The sequence below is a fragment of the Amycolatopsis sp. cg13 genome, assembly GCF_041346965.1.
Taxonomy (GTDB): Bacteria; Actinomycetota; Actinomycetes; order Mycobacteriales; family Pseudonocardiaceae; genus Amycolatopsis.
Genome location: NZ_CP166848.1, coordinates 5,211,044 through 5,235,811, shown reverse-complemented (window position 1 = coordinate 5,235,811; position 24,768 = coordinate 5,211,044). Strand labels below are relative to the sequence as shown.

Below are 24,768 nucleotides of genomic sequence, written 5' to 3'. Positions count from 1 at the left end.
GGGGATGCTGACTCGATGGAGATACGCGCTCGCGGGCGCGGCGGTGTTCCTGCTGGCCGGATGCAGCAGCGGCACCAGCGCGGATTCGGCGCGGTCGGCGATCGCGCCCGCGCAGCAGCAGGGCGCGGCACCCAAGCAGGGCAACGCGCAGGCATCGGTGCCCGCGCCCGGCGCGACCGATCGCAAGCTGGCGCGCAGCGCGCGGCTGGACCTGACCACGCCGAAGACCGACGACGTCGTGTCCCGCGCCAAGGCGATCGCGACCGGCGCGGGCGGCTATCCCGGGCAGGAGAGCGCGACGGACGATTCCGCGTCGCTGACCCTGTCGGTGCCCGCGGAGAAACTCGACGGCGTGCTCGACCAGCTCGGCGGGCTCGGCCAGGTGAAACGGCGGGAGATCAGCGCGCAGGACGTCACCGCGCAGGTGATCGACGTGGACGCGCGGCTGGCGACCCAGCGGGCGAGCGTCGACCGGATGCGCGCGCTGCTGGCGAAGGCGCAGTCGGTGTCCGAGATCGCGTCCGTCGAGAGCGAGCTGACCAGCAGGCAGGCCACGCTGGAGTCGCTGGAGCGGCAGCAGGCTTCGCTGGCCGGGCAGGTCGCGATGGCCACCGTGTCGCTGTCGGTGACGAAGCAAGAGGCCGTCGCGGCGGCGGAGGCTGGCGGGTTTCTTTCCGGGCTCTCCGCTGGCTGGGACGCGTTTGTCGTCTTCTGCAGCGGGCTGGTGCGCGTGCTGGGCGCGCTGCTGCCGTTCCTGATCGCGTTCGGGATTCCGGCGGGCGGGGTGTTCTGGTGGTTCCGCCGGCGGCGCAAGGCCAGGCCCGCGGAGTGAGGGGCTGGCGGAACGGCTCGAGGGAGGGGGGAGTCGCGATCTCGAGCCGTCCCGCTGCAGGTCCCGCCTGCTGGACCCGGTGACGAGGGGGATGCCAACGGGGCCGGCGGGCCGCGGCTCGGCAGGGGGGAGACGAGCCGCGGTCACTGCCCGTGATCAGCCGGGAGTGCGTGGAATCCGGCTGAGCGGGACATGCCCAACCTGTCAGATGTCGACCAGTAATCACAAGACTACTGGTTACTCCGTTCGAGTGAAATTCACTCACGGGGATAACAGTGTGCAGCGCCTTGCACTCTTTGACCTGCTTGTCGGCAACCCGGCTGCGTGCCGGGTGAAGGTGTTACTCCCGGGTAACGCACTCTGGGTAGAGGGGTGGACGCACTACTGGCAGCGCTCGCGCGCTCTGGCAGGCTGGTGGCCATGGCCGAACTTGGGACCCTGGTGCTGCTGCGGCACGGACAGAGCACGTGGAACGCGGAAAACCTGTTCACCGGCTGGGTGGACGTGCCCCTGTCGGAGACCGGCGAGCGGGAAGCCCGGCAGGGCGGACAGCTGCTCGCCGAGTCGGGACTGCTGCCGGACGTGGTGCACACGTCGCTGCTGCGCCGGGCGATCAGCACGGCGAACATCGCCCTCGACGCCGCCGACCGGCACTGGATCCCGGTCAAGCGCGACTGGCGGCTCAACGAGCGGCACTACGGCGCGCTGCAGGGCAAGAACAAGAAGCAGACGCTCGACGAGTTCGGCGAGGAGCAGTTCATGCTCTGGCGCCGCTCGTACGACACGCCGCCGCCCGCCATCGACCCGAAGGACGAGTTCAGCCAGGCCGGCGACGCGCGGTACGCCGACCTCGGCGACCAGGCCCCGCTGACGGAGTGCCTGAAGGACGTCGTGGCCCGGCTGCTGCCGTACTGGGAGTCGGCGATCGTCCCCGACCTGCAGGCCGGCCGCACGGTCCTGGTGGCCGCGCACGGCAACTCGCTGCGCGCGCTGGTGAAGCACCTCGACGGGATTTCCGACGACGCCATCGCCGCGCTGAACATCCCGACCGGCATCCCGCTGCGCTACGACCTGACGCCGGACCTCAAGCCGGTCAAGGCGGGCGGCGAGTACCTCGACCCGGAGGCGGCGAAGGAAGCCGCCGCCGCGGTCGCGAACCAGGGCCGCTGAGCCCCTCCGCCCGCTCGGCTCGTGAGTGTCGGCGCCGTTTCTAACCGGCGCCAACACTCACGAGCAGGCGGCGGCTTGGCCCCTTGGCGGCAGCCAGGCCTCGGTGGTTGCTGGGGCGTCGCGAGTGCTGGTCGCGGTTAGAACCGGGATTGCCGCTCACGAGGGGCCGGGTCCGCAGGGCTGCGTAGGTGGGTCGTGAGTGCTGGTCCCGGTTCTAACCGGCATCGCCACTCACGAGCCCCCGGTGATCGCCTTCATCCCGGACACTTTCCACTCGTCGCCCTGCCGCACGAGGTCGAGGTGCACCGGCAGCCGGTTGTCGCCCGGGTTCTGGCCGCCGCTGGTCGTCAGCAGCGCGGCCAGCACCGCCGACGCATGGGTGCCGTCGGGGCTGAGTTCGGTCAGCGCGGCCGTCGAATCCGGGCCGTAGCTGGCCTTCTTCCCGGTCTGCTTGATCCGGTCCACGGTCTCCTGGCGGCTCTTGCGGAACTCCGTCAGCAGCGGCTCGGCGGCGACGTTCTCCCAAGCCGTGTAGTTCGCGTCGATGTTCGGCGGGTCGACGGTCATCAGGATCCCGCCGTCCCGGCGAGCCGCCTCGACCGCCGAATCCCTAGTCGCCGCAAGGCCTTTCGCTCCAGCGCCGGCCGAGGCGATCGGGCCGCGCGGGTCGAAGTTCAAGTCCTGCAACAGCCAGTGCCCGTTCGTCCGGACCGCGGTGACCAGCATGAGCGCGCCCGCCTGGTTCGTGGCTCCGTCGGGGCGCTTGCTGTGCTGTGTGGCTGCCACGAGCATCCGCGCGTGGTCCGGGGTCAGCTCGGCCAATCCCGTTTCCACGACCTGCGTCTGCGTGCTCACCGGGTCGGTGCGGACCTCGGCGAAGGTCTTGTCGAACTGCGCGCGGGCCGCGCCGGTCAGGTACTCCTGCTCGGTTTTCGCGACCTCGTCCGGCTTCGTGGAGTCGTAGGTGAACGCGCTCTCCACGGCTTTTTTGATGCCGGACACCGCGTCGCTGGTCGCCTTGGCGTCCACATAGGCCACATTCGCCGGAGCGGGCGCGGACGGGGACGGCGGCGCGGGCGGTGCGGTTTGCCCGGACACAGCTCCGCTGCAACCGGCGGTGAGCAGGGCCGCGGCGAGGACAGCGCGCCTCACAGCAGGCCCGCCTCCCGCGCCAGAGCACCCGCTTGGAACCGCGACGTCGCACCCAGTACATCCATCAATTCGGCCACCCGCCGACGGTACGTCCGCAGCCCGACGCCCATCTCCCGGGCCGCCTTTTCGTCCGTGGAGCCGGAAGACAGCAGGTCGAGCAGCTGCGGCGTGTACTGGCGCAACTCGGCGAACCGCGTCTCGTACGCCTCGAAAGCGGTCGACGAGCGCCAGGCGGCCTCGTACAGCGACGAGATGCCGCGCACCAGATCCGGTTTGCTCACGACGCTGTAGCCGGGCCCGTCGGCGAGGATGGCGACGCGGCCGTCGAGCAGGATCGTCTCGTTGATCTCGTGGTCGCTGATCCGGACTTCCGCGCCGAGCCGGTGCAGCGTCCGCAGGTGCTCGGCTCCGGCCGGGTCGAGCAGCACCCGCGAGAGATAGACCTTCCGGATCCGCAGCTTCCGCTGTTTCGGCAGCTCCTGGGCGAATTTCTGCATCGCGGACCAGGTGTGCAGATCGTTCGCGGCGCAGGCGAACTCGTCCGCGCCGGCGAGCAGGTGCCCGGCGCGTTCGACCAGTTCACGCTCGTCGCGCAGGTTTGCGATTTCCTCGGCTCGGGGCACGTCGTCCAGTGTTCCCGCGTTGGCAGCTTGCTGCCAAACCCACCGCCGGGATTGACGAGGAAGCAGGCTGGAGACATGACCGAAACGACCCTTCCCGCCGCTGCCGCGGGCACCTGGCAGCTCGGCTCCCGCACCGTCAACCGCCTCGGCTTCGGCTCGATGCGGCTCGGCGGCTCGCTCGACCCGAACGCGCCGGTCGACGCCGGCCGCGCGATTTCCGTGCTGCGCCGGGCCGTGGAGCTGGGCGTGAACCACATCGACACCGCGGCGTTCTACTTCGGCGCCACCTGGTCGGCCAACGCCCTGATCAAGGCCGCGCTCGCCCCGTACGGCGACGACCTCGTGCTGACCACCAAGGTCGGCCCGTCCCGCGACGAATCCGGCCAGTTCCGGCCGTTCGCCCGTCCCGACGAGCTGCGCGGGCAGGTCGAGCAGAACCTGCGCGAACTCGGCCGCGACCACATCGACGTCGTCAACCTGCGCATCGGCACCGGCCTCGACCGTGGCACCGGCTCGCTCGCCGAGCACTTCGGCGCGCTGGCCGAACTGCGCACCGAGGGGCTGATCGGCGAGCTGGGGATTTCCAACGTCAGCGCGGAGCACCTCGCCGAGGCGCAGGCGATCGCGCCGGTGGTGTGCGTGCAGAACCAGTACGGCCTCTCCGCCCGCCGCGAGGACGACGAGCTGCTGCGGCTGTGCGGCGAGCAGGGCGTGGCGTTCGTGCCGTTCTTCGCGGTCGCGAGTGGACAGTCCGGCGTTGATGAGCGGGTCGCCGAGGTTGCGCGGCGGCACGAGGTGACGGACGCTCAGGTGCGGTTGGCGTGGACGCTCGCGCAGGGTCCGCACGTGCTGGCGATCCCGGGCACCAGTGACCCGGCTCACCTGGACCAGAACGTCGCCGCGGCGGCGCTGAAGCTGACCGATGAGGACCTCAAGACCCTCGACGCCCGCTGAACGCTAAGCGCGTGGATTTTGCCGAAACATCTCGATCGGGTGAACAGGGCCTGACCCCGAGGCGAATATGTACCCCTCAGGTGTCACTCGCCTCACGACAGGGCTTCCAGGACTAGGCCGGAAGGCTACCGGGATGCTTACGATTCCCCCGTGACCACGCCTGTTGTCCTGCTGACGGCCATCGGCGCTCTTGTCGTCGGCGCGGTCGCCGGTTTCCTCGCCGCACGGGCCCGGGCCCGGCGCGAGGCGGCCCGGCCCACTGGCCCGACCGTCGCGGAGCTGCTGATGAGGCTGATCCGCTCTTCCAACAACGGCGTCATCGTGCTCAACCGGTTCGGCGACCTCGTGTTGCACAACCCGCGGGCGTACGAACTCGGCCTGGTCCGGGTGAACCAGGCCGACCCGCGGGCGCGCAAGGCCGCCGAGCAGGTGGTCGAGACCGACGAGCCGATGGAAGTCGACCTCTCGCCGCTGGAGAGCCGGGGCCGCCGCCAGCCCGAGGCGGTGCTCGGCGAGGTCCGGCCGCTCGGCGACGGGTTCACCGTCGTCGAGGCCGTCGACCACTCCGAGGCGATCCGGCTGGAGGCGGTCCGCCGCGACTTCGTGGCCAATGTCAGCCACGAGCTCAAGACCCCGGTCGGCGCGATCGCGCTGCTCACCGAGGCCGTGCTGGACGCCGCCGAGGACGTCGAGGAGGTCCGCCGTTTCGGCGGCAAGATCCTGCGCGAGTCCACCCGGCTGGGCCAGCTCGTCACCGAACTCATCGCGCTCTCGCGCCTCCAGGGCGCCGAACGGCTGCCGGACCTCAACGTGGTCGAGGTCGACGCCGTCGTGCGCGAGGCGCTCGGGCGCACCACGCTCTCCGCGGAATCCGCGGAAATCACCATCACCACCGACGCGCCGAGCAGCCTGCTCATCGAGGGCGACCGGACGCTGCTGGTCACCGCGCTGTCGAACCTGCTGGAGAACGCCGTCGCGTACTCGTCGCCGGGCAGCCCGGTGTCCATCTCGCGCCGGCTCGCCGACGGCATGGTCGAGATCGCGGTGACCGACCGCGGCATCGGCATCGCCGAGGACGAGCAGCAGCGCGTGTTCGAGCGCTTCTACCGCGCGGACAAAGCGCGTTCGCGCGCCACCGGCGGCACCGGGCTCGGACTGGCGATCGTTAAACACGTCGCGGCCAACCACGGCGGCTCGGTCGGCCTGTGGAGCCGTCCCGGCACCGGGTCGACGTTCACGCTGCGCATCCCCGCGCACGTGCGCACCGAACCCGCCGACACCGCACGCAAGGCCGCGCCCGCGCGGCCGGACAAGACCCCCGAGCGGACACCCCGGCTCGTGGCAACCGGGCAGGAAGTCTCCAGCCCAGACCATGGAGGAAACCTGTGACGAGGGTTCTCATAGTCGAGGACGAAGAGTCCTTCGCCGACCCGCTCGCCTTCTTGCTGCGCAAGGAAGGCTTCACCGCGGCGGTGGCTGTGACCGGCCAGCAGGCGCTTGAGGAGTTCGACCGCAACGGCGCCGACATCGTGCTGCTCGACCTGATGCTGCCCGGGATGAGCGGCACCGACGTCTGCAAGCAGCTGCGGCAGCGTTCCGCGGTGCCGGTGATCATGGTGACCGCGCGCGACAGCGAGATCGACAAGGTCGTCGGGCTGGAACTCGGCGCCGACGACTACGTGACCAAGCCGTACTCGGCGCGCGAGCTGATCGCGCGGGTGCGCGCGGTGCTGCGTCGCGGCGGCGAGCCGGGCACGGACGGCGAACTCGCTCCGCTGGTGCTGTCGGCCGGACCGGTGCGCATGGACGTCGAACGGCACGTGGTGACTGTGGACGGCGGCGAGGTTTCGTTGCCGCTCAAGGAGTTCGACCTGCTGGAGTACCTGCTGCGCAACGTCGGCCGGGTGCTGACCCGCGGCCAGCTGATCGACCGGGTGTGGGGTGCGGACTATGTCGGCGACACCAAGACGCTCGACGTCCACGTGAAGCGGCTCCGCTCGAAGATCGAGCCCGACCCGGGTTCGCCGCGGCACCTGGTGACCGTGCGCGGGCTCGGCTACAAGTTCGAGACCTGAGCCGAACTTTCGCACTGTCCGTGAAGGACTCCTTGAGGGAATCTGATTCCCTCAAGGGGTCCTTCACGGCTTTTGTCCGGGTTTCAGCGCATACCGTGCCGGATCGCGCACGCTGAGTTGATGTTGATCCGAGTGGAGTTGGTTACAGTTTCGAGACCTGGCACTGGGACCGGTACGCTGAATCCTCGTGCGCCTAGGGGTACTCGACGTCGGTTCCAACACCGTCCACTTGCTCGTGGTCGACGCCCACCGTGGCGCCCACCCGACCCCGATGCACTCCGAGAAAACGATGCTGCGGCTGGCCGAACAGCTCACCGGCTCCGGCGAACTGAGCCGTCCCGGCGAGGACGGCCTGGTCCGGGCGGTCGAATCGGCCAAGGCCGCGGCCGCGCGGCTCGGCTGCGAGGACGTGCTGGCGTTCGCGACGTCCGCGGTGCGCGAGGCGAAGAACTCGGCGAAGGTGCTGGCCAGGGTGACCGCCGAAACCGGCGTCAACCTGCGCGTTCTCTCCGGCGCGGACGAGGCGCGGCTCACCTTCCTCGCGGTGCGCCGGTGGTACGGCTGGTCGGCCGGGAAACTGCTGGTGCTGGACATCGGCGGCGGGTCGTTCGAGGTCGCGATGGGCCGCGACGAGGAACCCGAACTCGCCGAATCGCTCCCGCTCGGCGCGGGCCGCACGACCCGCACGCGCTTTCGCAACGACCCGCCGACCCGCTCCGAGGTCGTCGCGACGTCGGCCTGGCTCGAGGACCAGCTCGCCGGGCTCGCGAAGAAGGTCGCCGGACAGGGCCTGCCGGACCGCGTCGTGGCGACCTCCAAGACGTTCCGTTCGCTCGCCCGGCTGACCGGTGCGGCCCCCTCGGCGGCGGGCCCCCGCGTGCGCCGTACGCTCACTGACACTGCCCTTCGCCAGCTCATCGCCTTCATTTCGCGGATGACCGCCGCGGATCTGGCTCAGCTGGAAGGCGTCAGCGGGAGCCGGTCGCACCAGCTCGTGGCGGGCGCGCTGGTGGCGCAGGCCGCGATGCGGGCGCTCTCCCTCACGGAGTTGGAGATTTGTCCCTGGGCGCTGCGAGAGGGTGTCATCCTGCGGCGGTTGGACCACGCCAATGGGTCGGACGAAACTGGTACCGCCATCGCTGGCGTTTCGGCGAGCGGGGAGGACCGGTGACAGCAGCGGACTGGACTTGGCCGACGAAGACCAGGCACGGTGAAGAGGTGACGGACATGCACTGCACGGTGTCGATTGCGCGCGGCTCCGGAGGCAGGTGTGCCCGAGTGACCACAACCAACCCCGAGCGCGCTTTGGACAGCACGGTATGACGGACCAGACCGGCGGCGACCAGCCCCAGAAGACTGTGGCCGAACTGCTCGCCCAGCACGGGCAGCAGGTCGACGGCGCACGGCGACGCAGGCGCAGGGCGGCCGATGACGAGGACGAGGCCGCCCCGCGGCGCTCGAACCTCACCGACACCGGACCACAGGCGATCATCGACCGGGTGGCGTCGGAGGGCGGCACCCCGCCGCCTCCTTCGCGTCCCCCGGGCGGCCGTCGCCGTCCGGACGCGGCTCCACGGCCTGCTCCGCCCGCTCCGCCTGCGCCGCAGGAATCGGGTCAGTACCCGCGTCCCGGCCAGCAGCCGTCGGGGCAGCACCCGATGAACGGCCAGCAGCCCTCCGGGCAGTACCCGGCTCCTCAGGAGTCGGGCCAGTACCCGGTGAACGGCCAGCAGGACTCCGGCTACGCGCGTCCCCCGGCGCCGCCGCAGGAGTCCGGCCAGTACCCGCGGCCGGGCAACGGCCAGCAGGATTCGGCCTACGTGCGCCCGCCCGCGCCGCCGCAGGAGTCGGGCCAGTTCGCCCGGCCCGCGCCGCCCGCGGCCGGTCCGCAGGGCACTGGCTACCTGCGTCCCGCCGCTCCGCAGGACTCGGGCTACGTGCGTCCGCCCGCGCCGCCGCAGGAATCCGGGCAGATGCCGGTTCCGCCGCGCGGCCGTCCGCCGCGTCCGCAGGCCGCTGACGAGGAGACCCGCGGCGCGGTGCCGCCGGTCCGCCGTCGTCCGGCCCCGCAGGCTCCGCCGCCGCCCCCGCAGGACGGCGGCCTGGCGGCCCGGCTCGACGGTCTCGACGGCGACGCCCCGGAGCCGCCCGCGCCGCCGATGGCGAGCGGCGCGTTCCCGGCCCCCGGTGCCCCGGCCGCTCCGCCCAATCGGCCGCGGCGCGCTCCGGCCCGCCGTCCGGCCCCGAAGCAGGAGCCGCACACCGAGCAGTTCGACGCGGTCGACGGCCTGCCCGCCGAGAGCGTCGCCGAAGACGCGCCGCCAGCGGGTCTCGCCGGCTGGCGGCAGCGCCGGCAGGCGGAGCAGCTGGAGGACACCGAGGTCGGCATGATGCCGGCCGTCCCGCCCGCTGGTGCGGAGCCGGAACCGGCCGCGGAGTACGCCGAGGACGACTACGTCGACGACGGCTACGAGGACGAGTACCCGCCCGCCGCCGCGGACTACGACGGGGGCCCGCCGACCGCGGGCTACCCGGCCCCGATGCCGTTCGCGCCGGGAGGCAAGGACCACGTCGAGGACGACCTCTCCGAGTACGAGCGCGAGTTCGCCGAGCCGTCGGGCTATCCCGAGGGCCAGCCGGACTTCGAGGGCGACGACGGCTACGGGTACGAGCACGCCGAAGGCTACGAACACGCCGAGGGCTACGCCGAAGGCGACGAGTACGACGACTACCCCGAGGAAGCCGTCGCCGAAGACGCGCCCGAGGCCGAGCCGGAACCCGCGGTGTCCGCGGGCAAGCAGTGGCTGACGCTGGCCGGGCAGCTCGCGCTGGGCGTCGTCGGCGGGGCCGCGGTGTGGCTGGGCTTCAACTGGCTGTGGGTCAACCTCGCGCCCGCCGCGCTCGTGGGCGCGCTGCTGGTGATCGTCGCGCTGGTCTGGATCGTGCGGAAGATCCGCCGCGCCGAGGACCTGCAGACGACCCTGCTGGCGATTCTCGTCGGGCTGGTGGTGACGGTGTCGCCCGCGGCGCTGTTGCTGGTGGCCAAGTAGCCCGCCGCCGGGGCCTCTGGGGCAGGATGGGCGCGTGAGTGAGAGCGCGCCCGTCCCCGTGGGCTTGAGCACTGCCTCGGTGTGGCCGCTGCGCGCGGGCGCGGCGTTCGAGCTTGCCGCGGACCTCGGCTACGACGGCGTCGAGGTCATGGTGTGGGCCGACCCGATCAGCCAGGACGTCTCGGCGATCCGGCGCTGGTCGCGGCGCACTGGGATGCCGGTGCTGTCGGTGCATTCGCCGTCGCTGCTGATCACGCAGCGGATTTGGTCGCCGGACCCCGAGGTGCGCCTGCGCCGCTCCGTGGACGCCGCGCTGGAACTCGGCGCGCGCACGGTCGTGGTGCATCCGCCGTTCCGCTGGCAGCGCCGCTACGGCGACGCGTTCGGCGATCTGGTGGACGAGCTGGAGGACGCGAGCGGCGTCGACGTCGCGGTGGAGAACATGTTCAAGGTCCGCCCGCCTGGCGGCTCGCGTGATGCGCGGGTGTCGGCGTTCCGGCCGTCGATCGACCCCACGGATGTCGGATTCCGGCACTACACCTTGGACCTGTCGCATTCGGCCGCGGCGCGGATGGATGCGCTGGCATTGGCCGACCGGATGGGGGCCGGGCTGAGCCATGTCCATTTGGCGGACGGGACGGGAATTCCGAAGGACGAGCACCTGATTCCGGGGCATGGCGGGCAACCTTGTGCGGAATTGCTGGAAAAACTGGTGAGCGACGGCTTTTCCGGTCAGGTGGTGCTGGAAGTGAACACCCGGCACGCGACGGGGGCGGCTTCGCGGGCGCGGGCGTTGGCGGAGGCGTTGTTGTTCGCCCGGTTGCATTTGGGGCAGTGATCCGGGTGCGGAATTGCTGGAAAAGCTGGTCAGACATGGCTTTTTCGGCCCAGGTAGTGCTTGCGGGCAGCACTCGTCACGCGATTGGCGCAGCGTCGCGGGCCCGCGCAGCGGCGGAGACATTGTTGTTCGCCCGGCCGCACCCAGGGCAGTGATCCGCGGCTCCGGCGAGCAGTCGTGCGCCGCCAGCCGACCGGCCGCATTTCGGGCCGTGTCCGCGGGTGATCTTGCTCGGCTGTCCGGGCGGTCCCTGCCCGGCTCGGCTCGCAAAGGCGGCCGGGCACCGTAAAGTGCGGGCGTGACCTCGCTGCCATCGCCGTCTCCAGTCTTCCCCGGACCCGGTTCCACGCGCCGTATCGCCGTGGCCGGTCGTCCGTGAGCGCGGCCGACGACACCGCGACCGCCTTCGACGCGGCCACCGCAGTCCGGTCGCTCGGGGACGGGACGTTCACCGCGACGTTGCGTTCGGAATGGGCGATCGCGGTCCATCCGCACGGCGGGTTTTTGGTGGCATTGCTGGCAAAAACCGCCGCCGCCGCGTTGCGTGAGCGCGGGGACGCGACTGTCGATCCGCTCGCGGTGAGCACCGAGTTCCTGCACGCGCCCGCGCTCGGTCCGGTATTGCTGCGGACCGATGTGCGCAAGGTCGGCCGCCGCGTTTCGGTCGTCGCGGTCTCGCTCGAACAGCGCGGCCGAGCTTGTGTCGAGGCGCGGGTCACGGTCGGACGGTTGCCGATGCGCCGTTCCGAATGGACTGACCTGCCGCAGATGCCCGCCGAACCGCCGTCCAGCGCGCTGCAACTCGGCAAGGACACTCCGGAAGGCCCGTTCCACCTGTCTGCCGCCTGCGACGTGCGACTCGATCCGGCGACCGCGGGGTTCGTGTCCGGACGCGCCGGAGACCCGCCGCGGCTGCGGATGTGGGCCCGTCCGCGCGTCGGCCAGCCCGACGTGTACTTCGCGCTCCTGGCGGGCGATCTCAACCCGCCGGTGGTGGCGAACCTCGGCAGGCACGGCTGGGCCCCGACCGTCCAGATGACCTCGCTGGTGCGGACTCGCCCGGCTCCCGGCTGGCTGCGGATCCTCGTCGAAGCGCGCTCGGTGCACGAGCCGTGGTTCGACTCGGACGCCACCGTCGTGGACGCACAAGGCCGTCTCGTCGCGCAGGTGCGGCAGCTGGCGCTCGCCCCGGCACCGGGCGGCTGAGCCGCGTTTGGCACGCTGGCGGCATGAGTGTGATCGCGGTGCTGGGTGCGGGAAAGATCGGCGAAGCCCTGCTGTCGGGCCTGCTCAACGGCGGCCACGAGCCAGGCGACCTGCTCTTCACCGAGCGGTACGAGGAGCGGGCGCGCGAGCTTGAGGCGCGCTACCCGGGCATGAAGGCGGCGACTGTCGCGGACGCGGCCCGGCGGGCGGACATCCTCGTGGTCGCGGTGAAGCCGCAGGACATCGAGCCGGTGCTGGACGAGCTGGCCCCGCTGCTCGGAACGGCGTCGCTGGTCGTCTCGCTGTGCGCGGGACTGCCGACCGCGCTGTACGAACGCCGTCTCGCTTCGGGGGTGCCGGTGGTCCGCGTGATGCCGAACACCCCGATGCTGGTCGGCGAGGCGATGAGTGCGATCTCACCCGGCAAGCACGCGACGCCCGAGCACGTCGCGACGGTCAAGGAACTGCTCTCGCACGTCGGCCAGGTCGTCGAGGTGCCGGAGCGGCAGCAGGACGCGGTCACCGCTCTGTCCGGATCCGGTCCGGCGTACTTCTTTTACCTGGTCGAGGCCATGATCGACGCCGGCATCCTGCTCGGCCTGCCGCGTGCGCTCGCCGGGCAGCTGATCATCCAGTCGGCGGTCGGCGCGGCGAAGATGCTCGCCGAGGGCCAGGACCACCCGGTGCTGCTGCGCGAGGCGGTGACGTCCCCGGCCGGGACCACCATCAACGCGATCCGCGAACTGGAGAAGCACGGCGTGCGCGCGGCGCTGCTCGACGCGATCGAGGCCGCCCGCGACCGCTCGGAGGAGCTGGGCCGCGCCCACGAAAACTGATCTTCCGCCTGGTCACCGCGGCTCAGATGCACCCAATGCCACATTGGGGCGCTTCGGCCAGCCGCGTGCGAGGGTTCTCGCCCTCGTCGCCGGGCCTGGCGCGCTGGTCGCGATGCCGAGGTACGTGAGGGGAACCCCGAGGGACTCTGATTCCCTCAGAGGGTGTTTCGAAACCCGGGCAGCTCGTCGTTGAAGCCTTGTGCTACATGGCGGCTTGCCCGCCGCCACGCAATGGCCTCCGCGCCACGCCCATATCACAGCCGATGCTTGGCCACGCCGCTGGGTTTCGAAACACCCTCTCAGGGTTCCCCTCACGTACCTTCGCGGGAACCGAGCCACGCAGCTTGTCTCGCCAGGCGGCGCACCGCATTCCCCCTGGCCAGCAACGCTGTGATGAACGCGCCAGCGCACTCGGCCCGCCGCGGGGTGGCGTGCGGTGCTTCGGCGCGGTGATCGCGGGGCCGCACGGGCGAGCCCGCTGGTCCGTTCAGTGCCGGTGCTGCTGCGGCGGGGCGAACGGCCGACTCCGGCAAAACGGACAGCGATGGGCCGTCCGGGCTATCCGAAGCCCCAGGTGAGGGCCCATCCTGGTGACAGGCGTCGCACGAGTCCCACCTGTCCCGCTACCCTCGGAAGAGCACGTGCGTGTCGATACCACAGGTGGGGAAGCCTCGTGGCGCGACACGTGTCGAAGGACGCGGTAAACATGTCGCCGAACAAGAGGGAGGATTTGCCCGCGGTAGGGCAGGTCCAGTTTTTGACAGTCGCCGAAGTGGCCACGCTGATGCGGGTCTCGAAGATGACCGTGTACCGCCTGGTGCATTCGGGCGAACTTCCCGCGGTCAGAGTCGGGAAGTCCTTCCGGGTGCCGGAAAAAGCGGTGCACGAGTATCTGCAGGGTGCTTACTTCGACGTGGGCTGACCGGTCGCCGGGCATGCGTCAAACCATGCCCGCCGACCGGCCCGCGCCGGGACGCTAGTAGCCTGGTAAACCGCTCGTGCCTGTGCGCTCCACCCGTTGGACGCTGCGCCGGGCAGCGTGACCGACGACAAGAGGAGCGCCCATGGGTTCCGTGATCAAGAAGCGCCGCAAGCGCATGTCCAAGAAGAAGCACCGCAAGCTGCTGCGCCGCACGCGCGTGCAGCGGCGCAAGGCCGGCAAGTGAGCCGTCCGCGCGGTTGAGGTTTCGTGGCCCGTCCAGTCTCTGGACGGGCCACACTCATGTTCGGGCCCGAGTACGCCCGATCGAGTGAGGCGCGTATCGCAATCCGGACGTCCCTCGTAAAAACGAGGTAAGCCCTGGTCAGAAGGGTCCCTGCGGCCGGTAACATGGCGGGCGCATCAGCGCGATGCTTCCAGCGAGTGCAGGTTCGCGCACCCCGAGTGATCACTCCGTCTTGCACACTGCTGCCGATCAGGGAGTTCCATGGCCTCGAACATCGTGCTCGTCACCGGGGTCGCCGGCGACCTCGGCGGCAAGCTGCTCGCCCGGCTCGGAGCCCATCCGGATCTTGACCGGGTGATCGGCGTCGACACCGCGCCGCCCGCCAAGGACGTCCAGCAGCGGATGGGCCGCGCCGAGTTCGTGCGCGCCGACATCCGCAATCCGCTCATCGCGAAGGTGATCAGCAGCGCCGAGGTGGACACGGTGGTGCACACCTCGTGCACCGCGCATCCGGCCGGGCCGAGCCGTCGGGCGGCGGTCAAGGAAGTCAACGTCATTGGCACTATGCGGCTGCTCGCCGCGTGCCAGCGCGCGCCGAAGGTGCGCAAGCTCGTCGTGAAGTCGAGCGCCGCGGTGTACGGCGCGGGCGCGCGTTCGCAGGCGGTGTTCACCGAGGATTCGGAGCTGATCCCGCCGTCGTCCAGCGGTTACGCGAAGGACGCGGTGGAGATGGAGGGCTACGTGCGCGGCCTCGCCCGCCGCCGCCCGGACCTGACGATCACCCTCCTGCGGTTCGCGAACATCATCGGCCCCGAGGTCGACACCGTGCTGGCCCGGTACTTCTCGCTGCCGGTCGTGCCGACGGTCTTCGGCTACGACTCCCGGCTGCAGCTTCTGCACGGTTCAGACGCCCTGTCAGTGCTGGAAATGGCGACCGTGGAAGACCGGCCGGGCGTGTTCAACGTCGCCTCCGAGGGCGTGCTCACGCTGTCGCAGGCGATCCGCCGGGCGGGCCGGGTCGGGCTGCCGATGCCGCGCGGCGTGGTGCCGTCGGTCGGGAAGCTGCTGCGCGGGGCCCGGCTGGTCGATTTCTCCGCCGACCAGGTGCGGCTGCTGAACTTCGGCCGCGCGGTCGACATCACGAAGCTCAAGAAGGAATTCGGGTACACGCCCCGCTGGACCACCCGCGAGGCGTTCGACGACTACGTGGCCGGCCGCGGCCTGCGTCCGGTGCTCGACGGCGGCGCGCTGGCCGGGCTGGCCGGGAAAGTGCTCGAGGCAGCCGCCACCGGGCAGGCGCGCCGATGAACCACGCGACGAGGGCCGGAAGTGAGGCGAATCCCGTGAATGGTGCTGAGGCACAGGTCATTCCGCTGCATGGACCCGGCCGGGAGAAACCGGCCGAGACGCCGGAACCGGTCGAGGAGCGCGTGGACGCGCCCGTCGTCGAGTTCCCGGCGCAGCCGTCCGGGCCGGTGCGCGAACCCGCGGCCGATCCGCTGTCGGAGTCGGTCCGGAGCGCGCTCACCTTCCTGCGCCACCGGCTCACCGGCGACTACGCGGTGGACGAGTTCGGCTTCGACGCCGAGCTCACCGAGACGCTCGTGCTGCCGCCGCTGCGCGCGCTGTACGAGAAGTGGTTCCGCGTCGACGCGTTCGGCGTCGAGAACCTGCCCAAGGCGGGCGGCGCGCTGCTGGTGTCCAATCACTCCGGCACGTTGCCGCTCGACGCGCTGATGACCGCGGTCGCGGTGCACGACGAGACCGGCGGGCGGCACCTGCGCGGCCTCGGCGCGGACCTGGTGTTCAAGCTGCCGCTGGTGGGTTCGTTCGCGCGCAAGTCCGGGCAGACGCTCGCCTGCAACGCCGACGCCGAACGCCTGCTGACCATCGGCGAACTCGTCGGCGTGTGGCCGGAAGGGTTCAAGGGCGTCGGGAAGCCGTTCTCCGCGCGGTACAAGCTGCAGCGCTTCGGCCGCGGCGGCTTCGTGTCCGCGGCGATGCGCGCGGGCGTGCCGATCATCCCGGTGTCCGTGGTCGGGGCCGAGGAGACGTATCCGAAGATCGGCGAGCTGAAGGTGCTGGCGCGGCTGTTCGGGCTGCCGTACTTCCCGGTGACGCCGTTCTTCCCGCTGCTGGGCCCGCTCGGCGCGGTGCCGCTGCCGACGAAGTGGACCATCGAGTTCGGCGAGCCGATCCGCACCGACGACTACGGCCCGGACGCGGTCGACGATCCGATGCTGGTGTTCACGCTCACCGACCAGGTGCGGGAGTCGATCCAGCATTCGTTGTACCGCAGGCTTTCCCAGCGACGCAGCGTGTTCCGCGGCTGAGTTTCAGCCGGGCAGATGCCAGCCGCGGCGCACTGAGCGTTCGCAGCGCTGAGGTTCGTCGCCGACGCTGACGAACAGCGCGGTCAGCAACGGCGCGCCGTGGTCGAGGGTGGTGCGCGGCAAGGGTCCGTTGGCGACCAGCGAGACCAGGCCGTGCGCGATGGCCCAGCTTTGCGTCGCGAGTTCGAGCGCGTCGAGGCCTTCGCGGTATCGGCCGGTGTCGCGTCCTCGGGCGGCGGCTTGCACGAGGTACTCGAGGGTGTCGTCGGCGGCTTGGGCGTCTTCCAGCTCGAAGTTGGCGTCGAACATCACGCGGTACAGGTCGGGATGGTCGAGCGCGTTGCCGAGGTACGCGGAGATCAGCGCGGCGTGGTCGCGCACCGGATCGGCGGACGGGCGGACCTCGGCCATCCGGTGCGCCAGCCGGGTAAAACCCTCCTGGCGCAAGGCTTTCCAGAGGCCGTCCATGTTGTCGAAGTGGGTGTAGACGGCCATCGTCGACACTCCGGTCCCGGCCACGAGCGAGCGCAGGGTGATCGGTTCGCGGGTGCGGAGCATCTGCGCTGCCCGTTCGAGCAGCAAGGTGCGCACTGCCGGATCCTTCGCCCTCGCCATGGCGGCATTCTATAGCATTGCAATGCTATGTTTGATGGACCGATGATCTTTCCCGGCTTCAGGAGGAAACATGGCCGTCACCCTGGTCAACCCAGCTGCGCTGCCGCAGGTCGGCCTCTACCGCCAGGTGTCCGTCGCGACTGGCTCTAGGACGGTCTACATCGCCGGGCAGGTGGCGCGGACGGCCGACGGCGGGCACGTCGGGGACGGGGACTTGGCCGCGCAGGTCGAGCAGGCTTACCTGAACGTCGCCGCGGCGCTGGCCGAGGTAGGCGCGACATTCGCCGATGTCGCGCGGCTGACGGTGTACTTCGTCGAATGGTCGCCGGAGAAGATGGGCGAGTTCGTCGAGGGCGTGCAGCGGGCGGAGAAGAAGCTCGGGGTGACGGTGCAAGCGCCGTTGACCGGCATTGGAGTGGCGTTTCTGGCGGAGCCTGACCTGTTGGTGGAGGTCGAGGCTACTGCGGTGCTGGACTAGGTCGTGAGTGCTGATCGCGGTTCTAACCGTGATCAGCACTCACGACGCTTCACCGGCGGCGGTACGCCATCCCCGCGGCGACCGCCCCCGCGACCGCGCCCGCGCCGATCACCGACGGGACGCCGATGCGGGCGGCCTTGCGGCCGGTGCGGAAGTCGCGAATCTCCCAGCCGCGGGCGCGGGCGACGTCGCGCAGGCCGCTGTCCGGGTTCACCGCGACCGCGGTCCCGACGACCGACAGCATCGGCACGTCGTTCTGCGAATCCGAATAAGCCGTGCAGCGCTTGAGGTTCAGGCCTTCGCGCGACGCGAGCGCGCGGACCGCGTGCGCCTTCGCGCGGCCGTGCAGCATGTCGCCGACCAAGCGTCCGGTGTAGACGCCGTCCTTGGTTTCCGCGACCGTGCCGAGCGCGCCGGTGAGGCCGAGGCGACGGGAGATGATCGCGGCGAGTTCGATCGGCGTCGCCGTGACGAGCCACACGCGCTGGCCCGCGTCGAGGTGCATCTGCGCGAGCGCGCGGGTGCCGGACCAGATCTTGTCCGCCATCAGCTCGTCGTAGATTTCCTCGCTCATCGTGGTGAGCTCCTCGACCGTGCGACCGGCCACAAAGGACAGCGCGCGCTCGCGGTGGGTCTTGATGTCGGCCTTGTTCTCGCGGCCGCCGATGCGGAATTTGACCTGGTCCCACACGAAACCGGCGAGGTCGGCGGAGGTGAAGAACTTGCGCGCGGCGAGGCCGCGGGCGAAGTAGAAGATCGACGCGCCCATCATCATCGTGTTGTCCACGTCGAAGAAGGCGCCCGCGGTGAGGTCCGGCGGCGCGGGCGGAACCGACGTCGCCAGCTGCGCCGAGGACGAGGCCGCCTCGGCCGACGCCTCGCCGGCGAGCGTGGCGAGCCGCTCGAGTTCCTGACTCTTATCCTTGCCACGCCAAGCTGACACGCACACCGCCTCCAGGTTCGGGCACGTCCCGGCGGACGACGCCGACCGGGTCCTGCAGCACAGGGTAGCGACCGCTCGACTCACCCGTTGGAGATGTGGCCCGTGCCTCGGATAGGGGTTGCCCACCGGCCCCGATCACCGCGCCCGGGAGTGACCAACCTCGCGGCTGACTGTCCGTGAAGGGCTCCTTGAGGGAATCAGATTCCCCTAAGGAGCCCTTCACGGACCGTCAGCCGATGACGATCGGCGGTAGTCCGGGCAGCAGCGGCGGGATCGAGACGACCGGCGGGGGCGCGGGGCGCGTCGGGATCCGGGGCGGGGTCGGCGCGGTGATCGGCGGCGACACACTCGGCGGGGTCGCGGTGTGCGGGACCTCCGTCGAGGTCGGCGTCGGGGTCGGCTGGTTCGGGCTGCTCAGCGTCGGCGACGACACCGAGCGCACCGGCAGCGGGGAGTCCGTCGCCGGGAGGCTCGGGGTGACGGGAGCGGGGCTGCTCGGCGTCGAGCCGCCGGGCGACAGCGGTTGTTGGGTGCAAGCGCCGCGAGCCGGGAGGAGGCCCAGTTCGTCCGTGGTGCCGGTGGTGATCTGGTAGCAGCTCAGCCGCGAGCCCAGCGCGGATGTCCGCTGCTGTACCCGGTCGAGCAGGAGGCGTGCTTGCTGGAAATCCGAGAGGGCGGACTCCGGGACGTCGGCCTGTTCCGATTCCAGTTGCCGCGACTGGCTCTGCGCCCACGATTCCAGCGACGTCAGCCGCGTGCGGTTGCCGTTCGTGGTTGCCAGTTCGGTGAGTTCGGCCACGCCCGCGCGGACGTCGCTGCTGAAATCGTGCAGGGCGGTCTGGAACGCAGCCGGGCTGGCGTCGCTCATCCGGCCCAGTTCGGTGACGCGGTTCGAGGCGAACTTCAGGTGTTTCTCGGCCTTGGCTTCGTCGCCGAAGGTCAGGCCGAGCGACGTGACTTCGCCGGCTCGCTTCACGCTGTACAGCGCGTCTCCCGGCAGGGCGTCTCGCGAGAGCAGCAGCGTGAGCCCGCCCAAGCCCAGAATGAGCGCGATGCCCGCGGCGGCTAGGTCGGCCATTCGCGGACGCCAGCGTCGGCGGGGAAGCGGTTCGCCGATGCGGCCTTCGATTTCGGCGCGGATTCGCGCCCGGGTGGCTGGGTCGGGGTCGCCCGCTTGGCCCAGTTCGCGCAGGGCGCCGACGAGGGCCAGCTCCTCGGCGAACTCGTCCGGCCGCTGCCCGGGGGAAGCATTGATCGCGTCGTCGAACCGTTCGCTCTCGGTCCGACCACGCGAAAACCACCCGGGCACGCCCACGGTGCTGCTCCGTCTCCACCCAACGCCCGGCCCTGACCGCCGGTCTGCGTGAGAAACGATTAAGAAGGCGAAAAAGTTACGCCTGATCGTTGAACGATCAACGCAGGCCGGTGGGCAGCAGCTGCGCGAGCCGCCGGACCGCGCGGTGCTGCAGCGCCTTCACCGCGCCCTCGTTGCGGTCCATGATCTGGGCGGTCTCGGCGACCGAGAGCCCCTGCAGGAACCGCAGCACGATGCATTCGCGCTGGTCGTCGCCGAGTTCCGCGACGCAGCGCAGCAGCTCGGCGCGGGTCGCGCCCGCGATCGCCTGCTGTTCGGGCCCGGCCTGCGCGACCGGGCCGACCGGCCCGCCGGGCACGCCGCCCGGTTCGGCGACCTCGTCGGTGACGACCTCGAGCCGGAACCGGCTGGATTTCACGTGGTCGAGGATCAGGTTGCGGGCGATGGTGACGAACCACGCGCCGACGTCGCGGCCCTGGTAGCTCACCGACGTGATCCGGCGCAGCGCGCGCAGGAACGTCTCGCTGGTCACGTCTTCGGCCAGGTCGCGGTCGCCGAGGCGGAAGAGCGCGTAGCGGTAGACGACGTCGACGTATCGGTCATAGAGCTGGCCGAACGCGGAGGAGTCGCCCGCCTGCGCGGCCCGCACCAGCTCCCACGCCTCGGCCTTGGCGACCTCGGCGGGATCCGGTTCGGCGTCCGCCTTGGGCAGCGGCACGGCGGCCGCGGCCGAGCCGAACACGCGGTCGGCGAACATCGCGACCGGCCCGCGGTGCGCGGGGGCGGACAGAGTGATCGGACGGGTCATCGAGCGGCACCTCCGGCTGTCCCTGGTGCTGCCGGGCATGTGCCCGAGGGCGCGAAGGCGTGCCGCGGCGCGTGTCCCACTTCCTCGTGGACCGGCAGCTTCGGCACGACGACTCCCTTGGTCGGGTCACCCGGTAGTGATCAACGCCACCCGGCGACGCAGTGCAGCATACGTGTTGTTACCGCGAAGTAGGTAGTGTCCCGGTCAGGCAGAGGTGCGACGATCGCGCGGCATCCCCATTACGGGTGACAAGATGACGAATCCGCAACGGAACGAGAGGGGTGGGGGTGGACCGGATCAGCACCGCCCACGGCGTCGCCGGCCTGCTCGCCGATGCGGCCAGCCGCTGGCCGGAGCGCACGGCGATCACCGAGACGGGCACGGGCACCACGCTGACCTGGCGACAGCTGGACGAAGCGGCGCACGCGCAAGCACGCAGCCTGGTCGCGTCCGGCGTCGCGCCGGGCGACCCGGTGGTGCTGCGGCTCCCGACGTCGGCTGACTTCGCGGTCGCCCTGTTCGCGGTGCTGCGCGCGGGCGGAATCGCCGTGCCGCTGTCGCCGCAGGCCCCCGCACCCGAGTTGGAGCGGCTCCTGGAGCACTGCGGCGCGAAACGCGTCGTGCAGCGCGACGACGCCGAGCTGCCCGAGGGCATCGCCGGTCTGCCGCCGCGCAGCGACGAGCCGGGCGACCCGGTCGACCTCAGCCGGTCTGGCGAGGACATCGCGGTCATTTCGTACACCTCCGGCACGACCGGTCCGCCGCGCGGAGTGCTGCTGTCGCACCGGGCGTTGCTGGCGAACCTCGCTCAACTGTCCCAAGTGGACGGTGTGACCGACCACGACGACCGCGTGCTGGTGTCGATCCCGCTCTTCCACGTCTACGGCCTCGGCCCGGGGCTGCTCATGGCGACGGCGGTCGGGGCGACGCTCGTGCTGTCCGAACGCTTCGAAGCCCGGCGGACGCTCCAAGACTGCGCCGAACATCGCGTCACGGCGATCACCGGAGTGCCCGCGATGTACAACGAATTCGCCTCGCTCGACACCGAGGAACTGAGCCGCGGTCTGGCGACCGTGAAGCGGCTGACGTCCGGTGCCGCACCGTTGCATCCGAAGGTGCTCGCGGCGATCCGCGAGGCCACCGGGCTTGAGGTGTACGAGGGCTACGGGCTCACCGAATGCGCGCCGGTGGTGACGTCCACGCTGGTCACCGGCTATCCGAAGCCCGGATCGGTCGGACGGCCGCTGCCCGGGGTCGAGCTGCGGCTGGTGGACTCCGACGGGTCCGCCGACGACCTGCCGCTCGACCCGGAGGAGCCGGACGACGTCTTCGAGGCCGGCGGCAGCACCGGGCTGGTGTCGGTGCGCGGGGCGAACCTGTTCTCCGGGTATTGGCCCGATGGCGCGCACGGCCCGGACGCCGAGGGCTGGTTCCGGACCGGCGACGTCGGCTATCTCGATTCCGACGGCGACCTGCACCTGGTCGACCGGGCGAACGACTTGATCATCGTCAACGGCTTCAACGTCTTCCCGCACGAGGTCGAGGAAGTAATCTCGCAGCTGCCCGGCGTGGCCGAGGCCGCGGTCGTCGGCGTGGTTGACGAGCGAAGCGGCGAAGCGGTGAAGGCGGTCGTGGTGCCTGCCGAAGGCGCGGCGTTGTCGGAGCAGCAGGTGGTGGACCAGTGCACGGCGCATCTCGCCGGGTACAAGGTGCCGCACACCGTCGAGTTCGCCGAGACGCTGCCGCATTCGGCGACCGGGAAGCTGCGGCGGCTGAAGCTGCGCTGACGTTTAGGCTGGTGCCGTGCACAAAGTGACCGTGATGAGCCGCGAAGGGTGCCACCTGTGCGAGGTGGCCGAGGCGGACGTCGCGAGGATCTGCGGTGAGCTGGGCGTGCTGTGGGAGACCGCGGACGTCGACAGCGACCCGGAATGGCAGGCCGAATACGGCGACCAGGTGCCGGTGATCCTGATCGACGGCGTCGAGCACGGGTACTGGCGCGTCGAGGAAGAACGGCTGCGCGCGGCACTGCGGTAAGCAACCCGTAAGCGCTTTCAACGGGCCCATCAGGGCAGGACCCGCCGAAGATGGTGGGGTGAGTGCGTTGAAAGAAGCTCCGCCGGCCGCCCGGCCGCGCCTGTCGCTGGGCATCGCGACGTTCATCGGCCTGGTCTCGCTGGCCGTCGCGCTGGGCATGGGACATCTGGTCGCCGGATTCGTCGGGTACAACGCGTCGCCGTTCGTCGCGGTCGCGGACTTCGTGATCGCGCACAGCCCGCACGCCGTCGTGGTGTGGGCGGAGCAGACGATCGGGACCGCCGACAAGACCGTGCTCAAGATCGGTCTTGCCGTGGTGCTGCTGGGGTTCGCCGTGCTCGCCGGACAGCTTTCGCGCAGCCGTCCGTTGCCGGGGCAGCTGCTGGTGGTCGTGGTCGGCGCGTTCGGGATCTTCGCGGTGTTCGAGCGCACGGACGTCGGACAGCTCGCATTGCTGGCTCCGGTACTGGCGCTGGGCGCTTCGCTGCTGGTGTTCAGCTGGCTGCACAAACGCGCGCTGCCGGCGGAAACTGAACTGCGACAAGGACTTAGTCGTCGGCAGGTGTTGACGCGCGGCGCGGGAATCGCGGCTGGCGCGGGGGTGGCGGCGATCGCCGGCGAGGTCGTGTCGACCACCGGCAGCGCGGCCGGCTCGCGCGCTTCGATCGGGCCGCTGGTCGCTGCCCGGAAGGCTCCGCCGCTGCCGCCGGACGCGGATTTCCACAAGCTCGGCTCGCCGCCGTTCATCACGCCGAACGGGAGCTTCTACCGGATCGACACCGCGTTCGTCGTGCCGCAGGTGCGGGCCGAGGACTGGGCTTTGAAGATCCACGGCATGGTCGACCGCGAGGTGAGCTTCTCCTACGCGGATATCCGGAATCGCCCGCTGGTGGAACGGACCGTGACGCTCACCTGCGTCTCCAACGAGGTCGGCGGCGAGCTGATCTCCACCGCGAACTTCATCGGCGTGGACCTGGTCGACCTGCTGAACGCGGCGGGCGTGCACGCGGGCGCGCAGCAGATGTACGCGACCAGCGTCGACGGGTTCACCTGCGGCACCCCGGCCAACGTCGCACTGGACCCGGCGCGCGGCGCGATGCTCGCGATCGGCATGAACGGCGAGGCGCTGCCGGTCGAGCACGGATTCCCGGCGCGGATCGTGATCCCCGGGCTGTACGGCTATGTCTCGGCGACCAAATGGGTCACCGACCTGGAGTTCACGACCTGGGACGCGCGGCAGGCGTACTGGCTGCAGCGCGGCTGGGCGGAGCAGGCCCCGATCAAGACCGAATCGCGGATCGACGCACCGGCCAACGGGACGTCGGTGCGCGCGGGCAAGGTCCGGGTGGCGGGGACGGCGTGGGCGCAGCACGTCGGGATCGCGAAGGTCGAGGTGCGGGTGGACCAGGGCGCGTGGCTTCCGGCGACGCTTTCGGCCGAGGTCAACAAGGACACGTGGCGGATGTGGTGGGCCGAGGTGCCGGTGCCGCCGGGCAGCCACACGGTGACGGTGCGGGCGACGGATCAGTCCGGCTACACGCAGACGGACCGGCCCGCGGACCCGGTTCCGGACGGGGCGACCGGCTGGCACACGGTGCCGTTCACCGCCGCCTGAACGAGCGACAACCCGTGGCTTCGCTACTCGCCCTTTCGCCGCTGGTGCGCGGGGACATTCGCCGCCGCTGAAGCGAGCGAGGTTGTGCTTCTGGTCATGCGGATGACCAGTGACTTTGTGCATGCGTTCACAAGTGGACTACCGTAGGAACCCGTCCCCGCGAGGACCGGCATCGAACCGGACGGAAGCCGTGGGGTCAAGGGTTGGTTTTCCACTGCCGGACTGGCAGGTGGGGGACAGCGCGGGCACGAAGCCGGATTGAGGAGAAGTCAGCGTGGTGACACAGCGGGGCGGGCGCAGCGGTGCCGAACCGCCGGCCACGCCTCCCCGCGACGAATCCGACGCCGCCGAAGCCGCCCCGCCGACCGCGCGCCGGACCGGCGGACGGCATGCCGCGGGCAGCCGCCGTCGCGCCACGGTGAGCGAGAACGGCTTGGCGCGCAACGGGAATTCGACGGAAGCCGGTCACGAGAACGGTCACGTCGGGCACGATCAGGTCGCCGGTGGCGGAGAGCACGCCGCGGGCAACGGCCGCGCGAGCCGGGCGACCACCCGAGCCGCCGCAGCTGAAGCGAGCCGCGCCGAGTCCGGCAATGGCCGGGCGACCGCCCGAGCCGCCGCCGAAGCGAGCGCAGCGTCCGGCAATGGCCGTGCGAGCCGGGCGACCACCCGAACCGCCGCAGCCGAAGCGAGTGCCGCGTCCGGCAACGGCCGCGCCAGCC

Annotated in this window: 24 protein-coding genes; 18 read left to right on the top strand and 6 right to left on the bottom strand. The window is 70.8% G+C overall.

The features are described from left to right. Window positions 1-4: 4 nt before the first annotated feature. A complete protein-coding gene (locus AB5I40_RS24135) occupies window positions 5-832 on the top strand; it encodes a DUF4349 domain-containing protein (protein WP_370932339.1) in 828 nt (275 codons plus the stop codon). Between the two features lie 420 nt (window positions 833-1,252). Next, a complete protein-coding gene (locus tag AB5I40_RS24130; protein WP_370932338.1) occupies window positions 1,253-2,002 on the top strand; it encodes a phosphoglyceromutase in 750 nt (249 codons plus the stop codon). Window positions 2,003-2,233: 231 nt separating this feature from the next. Here AB5I40_RS24130 and AB5I40_RS24125 read toward each other — a convergent pair whose 3' ends face one another. Together AB5I40_RS24125 and AB5I40_RS24120 are read right to left on the bottom strand one after the other, a co-directional pair. Next, window positions 2,234-3,154 carry a hypothetical protein gene (locus AB5I40_RS24125; RefSeq protein WP_370932337.1) on the bottom strand — a complete coding sequence of 307 codons (921 nt, stop codon included), beginning with the start codon at window positions 3,152-3,154 and terminating at the stop codon, window positions 2,234-2,236. Further along, window positions 3,151-3,777, bottom strand: a complete 627-nt coding sequence (locus AB5I40_RS24120) for a DNA-binding response regulator (protein ID WP_370932336.1) — start codon at window positions 3,775-3,777, stop codon at window positions 3,151-3,153. The genes AB5I40_RS24125 and AB5I40_RS24120 overlap by 4 nt, the downstream gene beginning before the upstream one ends. Window positions 3,778-3,852: 75 nt before the next feature. Between AB5I40_RS24120 and AB5I40_RS24115 the strand changes: the two genes are divergently transcribed. The 12 genes from AB5I40_RS24115 (at window position 3,853) to AB5I40_RS24060 (ending at window position 16,235) form a co-directional block, all read left to right on the top strand. Beyond that, entirely contained in the window at window positions 3,853-4,731 is an 879-nt protein-coding gene (locus AB5I40_RS24115; RefSeq protein ID WP_370932335.1) for an oxidoreductase, read from the top strand. Window positions 4,732-4,881: 150 nt separating this feature from the next. Next, the gene (locus AB5I40_RS24110) at window positions 4,882-6,120 is read left to right on the top strand and encodes a sensor histidine kinase (protein WP_370932334.1); all 1,239 of its coding nucleotides are present in this window, start codon (window positions 4,882-4,884) and stop codon (window positions 6,118-6,120) included. After that, entirely contained in the window at window positions 6,117-6,806 is a 690-nt protein-coding gene (locus tag AB5I40_RS24105; RefSeq protein WP_344288160.1) for a response regulator transcription factor, read from the top strand. The genes AB5I40_RS24110 and AB5I40_RS24105 overlap by 4 nt, the downstream gene beginning before the upstream one ends. A gap of 187 nt (window positions 6,807-6,993) precedes the next feature. Next, a complete protein-coding gene (locus AB5I40_RS24100) occupies window positions 6,994-7,977 on the top strand; it encodes a hypothetical protein (protein ID WP_370932333.1) in 984 nt (327 codons plus the stop codon). A gap of 148 nt (window positions 7,978-8,125) precedes the next feature. Then, a complete protein-coding gene (locus tag AB5I40_RS24095; RefSeq protein WP_370932332.1) occupies window positions 8,126-9,856 on the top strand; it encodes a hypothetical protein in 1,731 nt (576 codons plus the stop codon). Between the two features lie 34 nt (window positions 9,857-9,890). Further along, window positions 9,891-10,694, top strand: coding sequence for a sugar phosphate isomerase/epimerase (locus tag AB5I40_RS24090; protein ID WP_116206086.1), 804 nt, complete (start codon window positions 9,891-9,893; stop codon window positions 10,692-10,694). A 375-nt stretch (window positions 10,695-11,069) separates the two neighbouring features. Further along, a complete protein-coding gene (locus tag AB5I40_RS24085; RefSeq protein WP_370932331.1) occupies window positions 11,070-11,900 on the top strand; it encodes a thioesterase family protein in 831 nt (276 codons plus the stop codon). Window positions 11,901-11,923: 23 nt separating this feature from the next. Continuing rightward, window positions 11,924-12,736: a pyrroline-5-carboxylate reductase gene (gene proC / locus AB5I40_RS24080; protein WP_370932330.1), complete on the top strand. Its 813-nt coding sequence runs from the start codon at window positions 11,924-11,926 to the stop codon at window positions 12,734-12,736. Window positions 12,737-13,442: 706 nt separating this feature from the next. Beyond that, window positions 13,443-13,658, top strand: a complete 216-nt coding sequence (locus AB5I40_RS24075) for a helix-turn-helix domain-containing protein (RefSeq protein WP_033291067.1) — start codon at window positions 13,443-13,445, stop codon at window positions 13,656-13,658. Window positions 13,659-13,800: 142 nt separating this feature from the next. After that, window positions 13,801-13,902, top strand: a complete 102-nt coding sequence (locus AB5I40_RS24070) for a 30S ribosomal protein bS22 (RefSeq protein ID WP_007030867.1) — start codon at window positions 13,801-13,803, stop codon at window positions 13,900-13,902. A 261-nt stretch (window positions 13,903-14,163) separates the two neighbouring features. Continuing rightward, the gene (locus AB5I40_RS24065) at window positions 14,164-15,210 is read left to right on the top strand and encodes an NAD-dependent epimerase/dehydratase family protein (RefSeq protein WP_370932329.1); all 1,047 of its coding nucleotides are present in this window, start codon (window positions 14,164-14,166) and stop codon (window positions 15,208-15,210) included. After that, on the top strand, window positions 15,207-16,235 hold the full coding sequence (locus AB5I40_RS24060) for a lysophospholipid acyltransferase family protein (RefSeq protein WP_370932328.1): 1,029 nt from the start codon (window positions 15,207-15,209) through the stop codon (window positions 16,233-16,235). Before AB5I40_RS24065 ends, AB5I40_RS24060 begins: the two co-directional genes overlap by 4 nt. A 3-nt stretch (window positions 16,236-16,238) precedes the next feature. On the opposite strand, the gene AB5I40_RS24055 is transcribed toward AB5I40_RS24060, so the two are convergent. Then, the gene (locus AB5I40_RS24055) at window positions 16,239-16,850 is read right to left on the bottom strand and encodes a TetR/AcrR family transcriptional regulator (RefSeq protein ID WP_370932327.1); all 612 of its coding nucleotides are present in this window, start codon (window positions 16,848-16,850) and stop codon (window positions 16,239-16,241) included. 70 nt (window positions 16,851-16,920) lie between these two features. Here AB5I40_RS24055 and AB5I40_RS24050 point away from each other — a divergent pair, with 70 nt between their 5' ends. Continuing rightward, window positions 16,921-17,328: a RidA family protein gene (locus AB5I40_RS24050; RefSeq protein WP_370932326.1), complete on the top strand. Its 408-nt coding sequence runs from the start codon at window positions 16,921-16,923 to the stop codon at window positions 17,326-17,328. Window positions 17,329-17,377: 49 nt separating this feature from the next. On the opposite strand, the gene AB5I40_RS24045 is transcribed toward AB5I40_RS24050, so the two are convergent. From AB5I40_RS24045 to AB5I40_RS24035, 3 genes are all read right to left on the bottom strand, one after another. After that, window positions 17,378-18,286 (bottom strand): HAD-IB family hydrolase, encoded by a 909-nt coding sequence (locus tag AB5I40_RS24045; protein ID WP_344288310.1) that lies wholly within the window; start codon window positions 18,284-18,286, stop codon window positions 17,378-17,380. Window positions 18,287-18,500: 214 nt separating this feature from the next. After that, complete coding sequence (locus AB5I40_RS24040; RefSeq protein WP_370932325.1) at window positions 18,501-19,586, bottom strand: DUF5667 domain-containing protein; 1,086 nt, start codon at window positions 19,584-19,586, stop codon at window positions 18,501-18,503. Window positions 19,587-19,683: 97 nt separating this feature from the next. After that, window positions 19,684-20,394, bottom strand: coding sequence for a sigma-70 family RNA polymerase sigma factor (locus AB5I40_RS24035; protein WP_370932324.1), 711 nt, complete (start codon window positions 20,392-20,394; stop codon window positions 19,684-19,686). 281 nt (window positions 20,395-20,675) lie between these two features. On the opposite strand from AB5I40_RS24035, the gene AB5I40_RS24030 reads away from it, so the two are divergent. The 3 genes from AB5I40_RS24030 to AB5I40_RS24020 are packed head-to-tail and all read left to right on the top strand — an operon-like array spanning window position 20,676 to window position 24,046. Then, entirely contained in the window at window positions 20,676-22,181 is a 1,506-nt protein-coding gene (locus tag AB5I40_RS24030; RefSeq protein WP_370932323.1) for an AMP-binding protein, read from the top strand. Window positions 22,182-22,215: 34 nt separating this feature from the next. Next, a complete protein-coding gene (locus tag AB5I40_RS24025) occupies window positions 22,216-22,431 on the top strand; it encodes a glutaredoxin family protein (protein ID WP_370940591.1) in 216 nt (71 codons plus the stop codon). Between the two features lie 58 nt (window positions 22,432-22,489). Next, window positions 22,490-24,046 (top strand): molybdopterin-dependent oxidoreductase, encoded by a 1,557-nt coding sequence (locus AB5I40_RS24020; protein ID WP_370932322.1) that lies wholly within the window; start codon window positions 22,490-22,492, stop codon window positions 24,044-24,046. The last annotated feature ends 722 nt before the right edge of the window (window positions 24,047-24,768 follow it).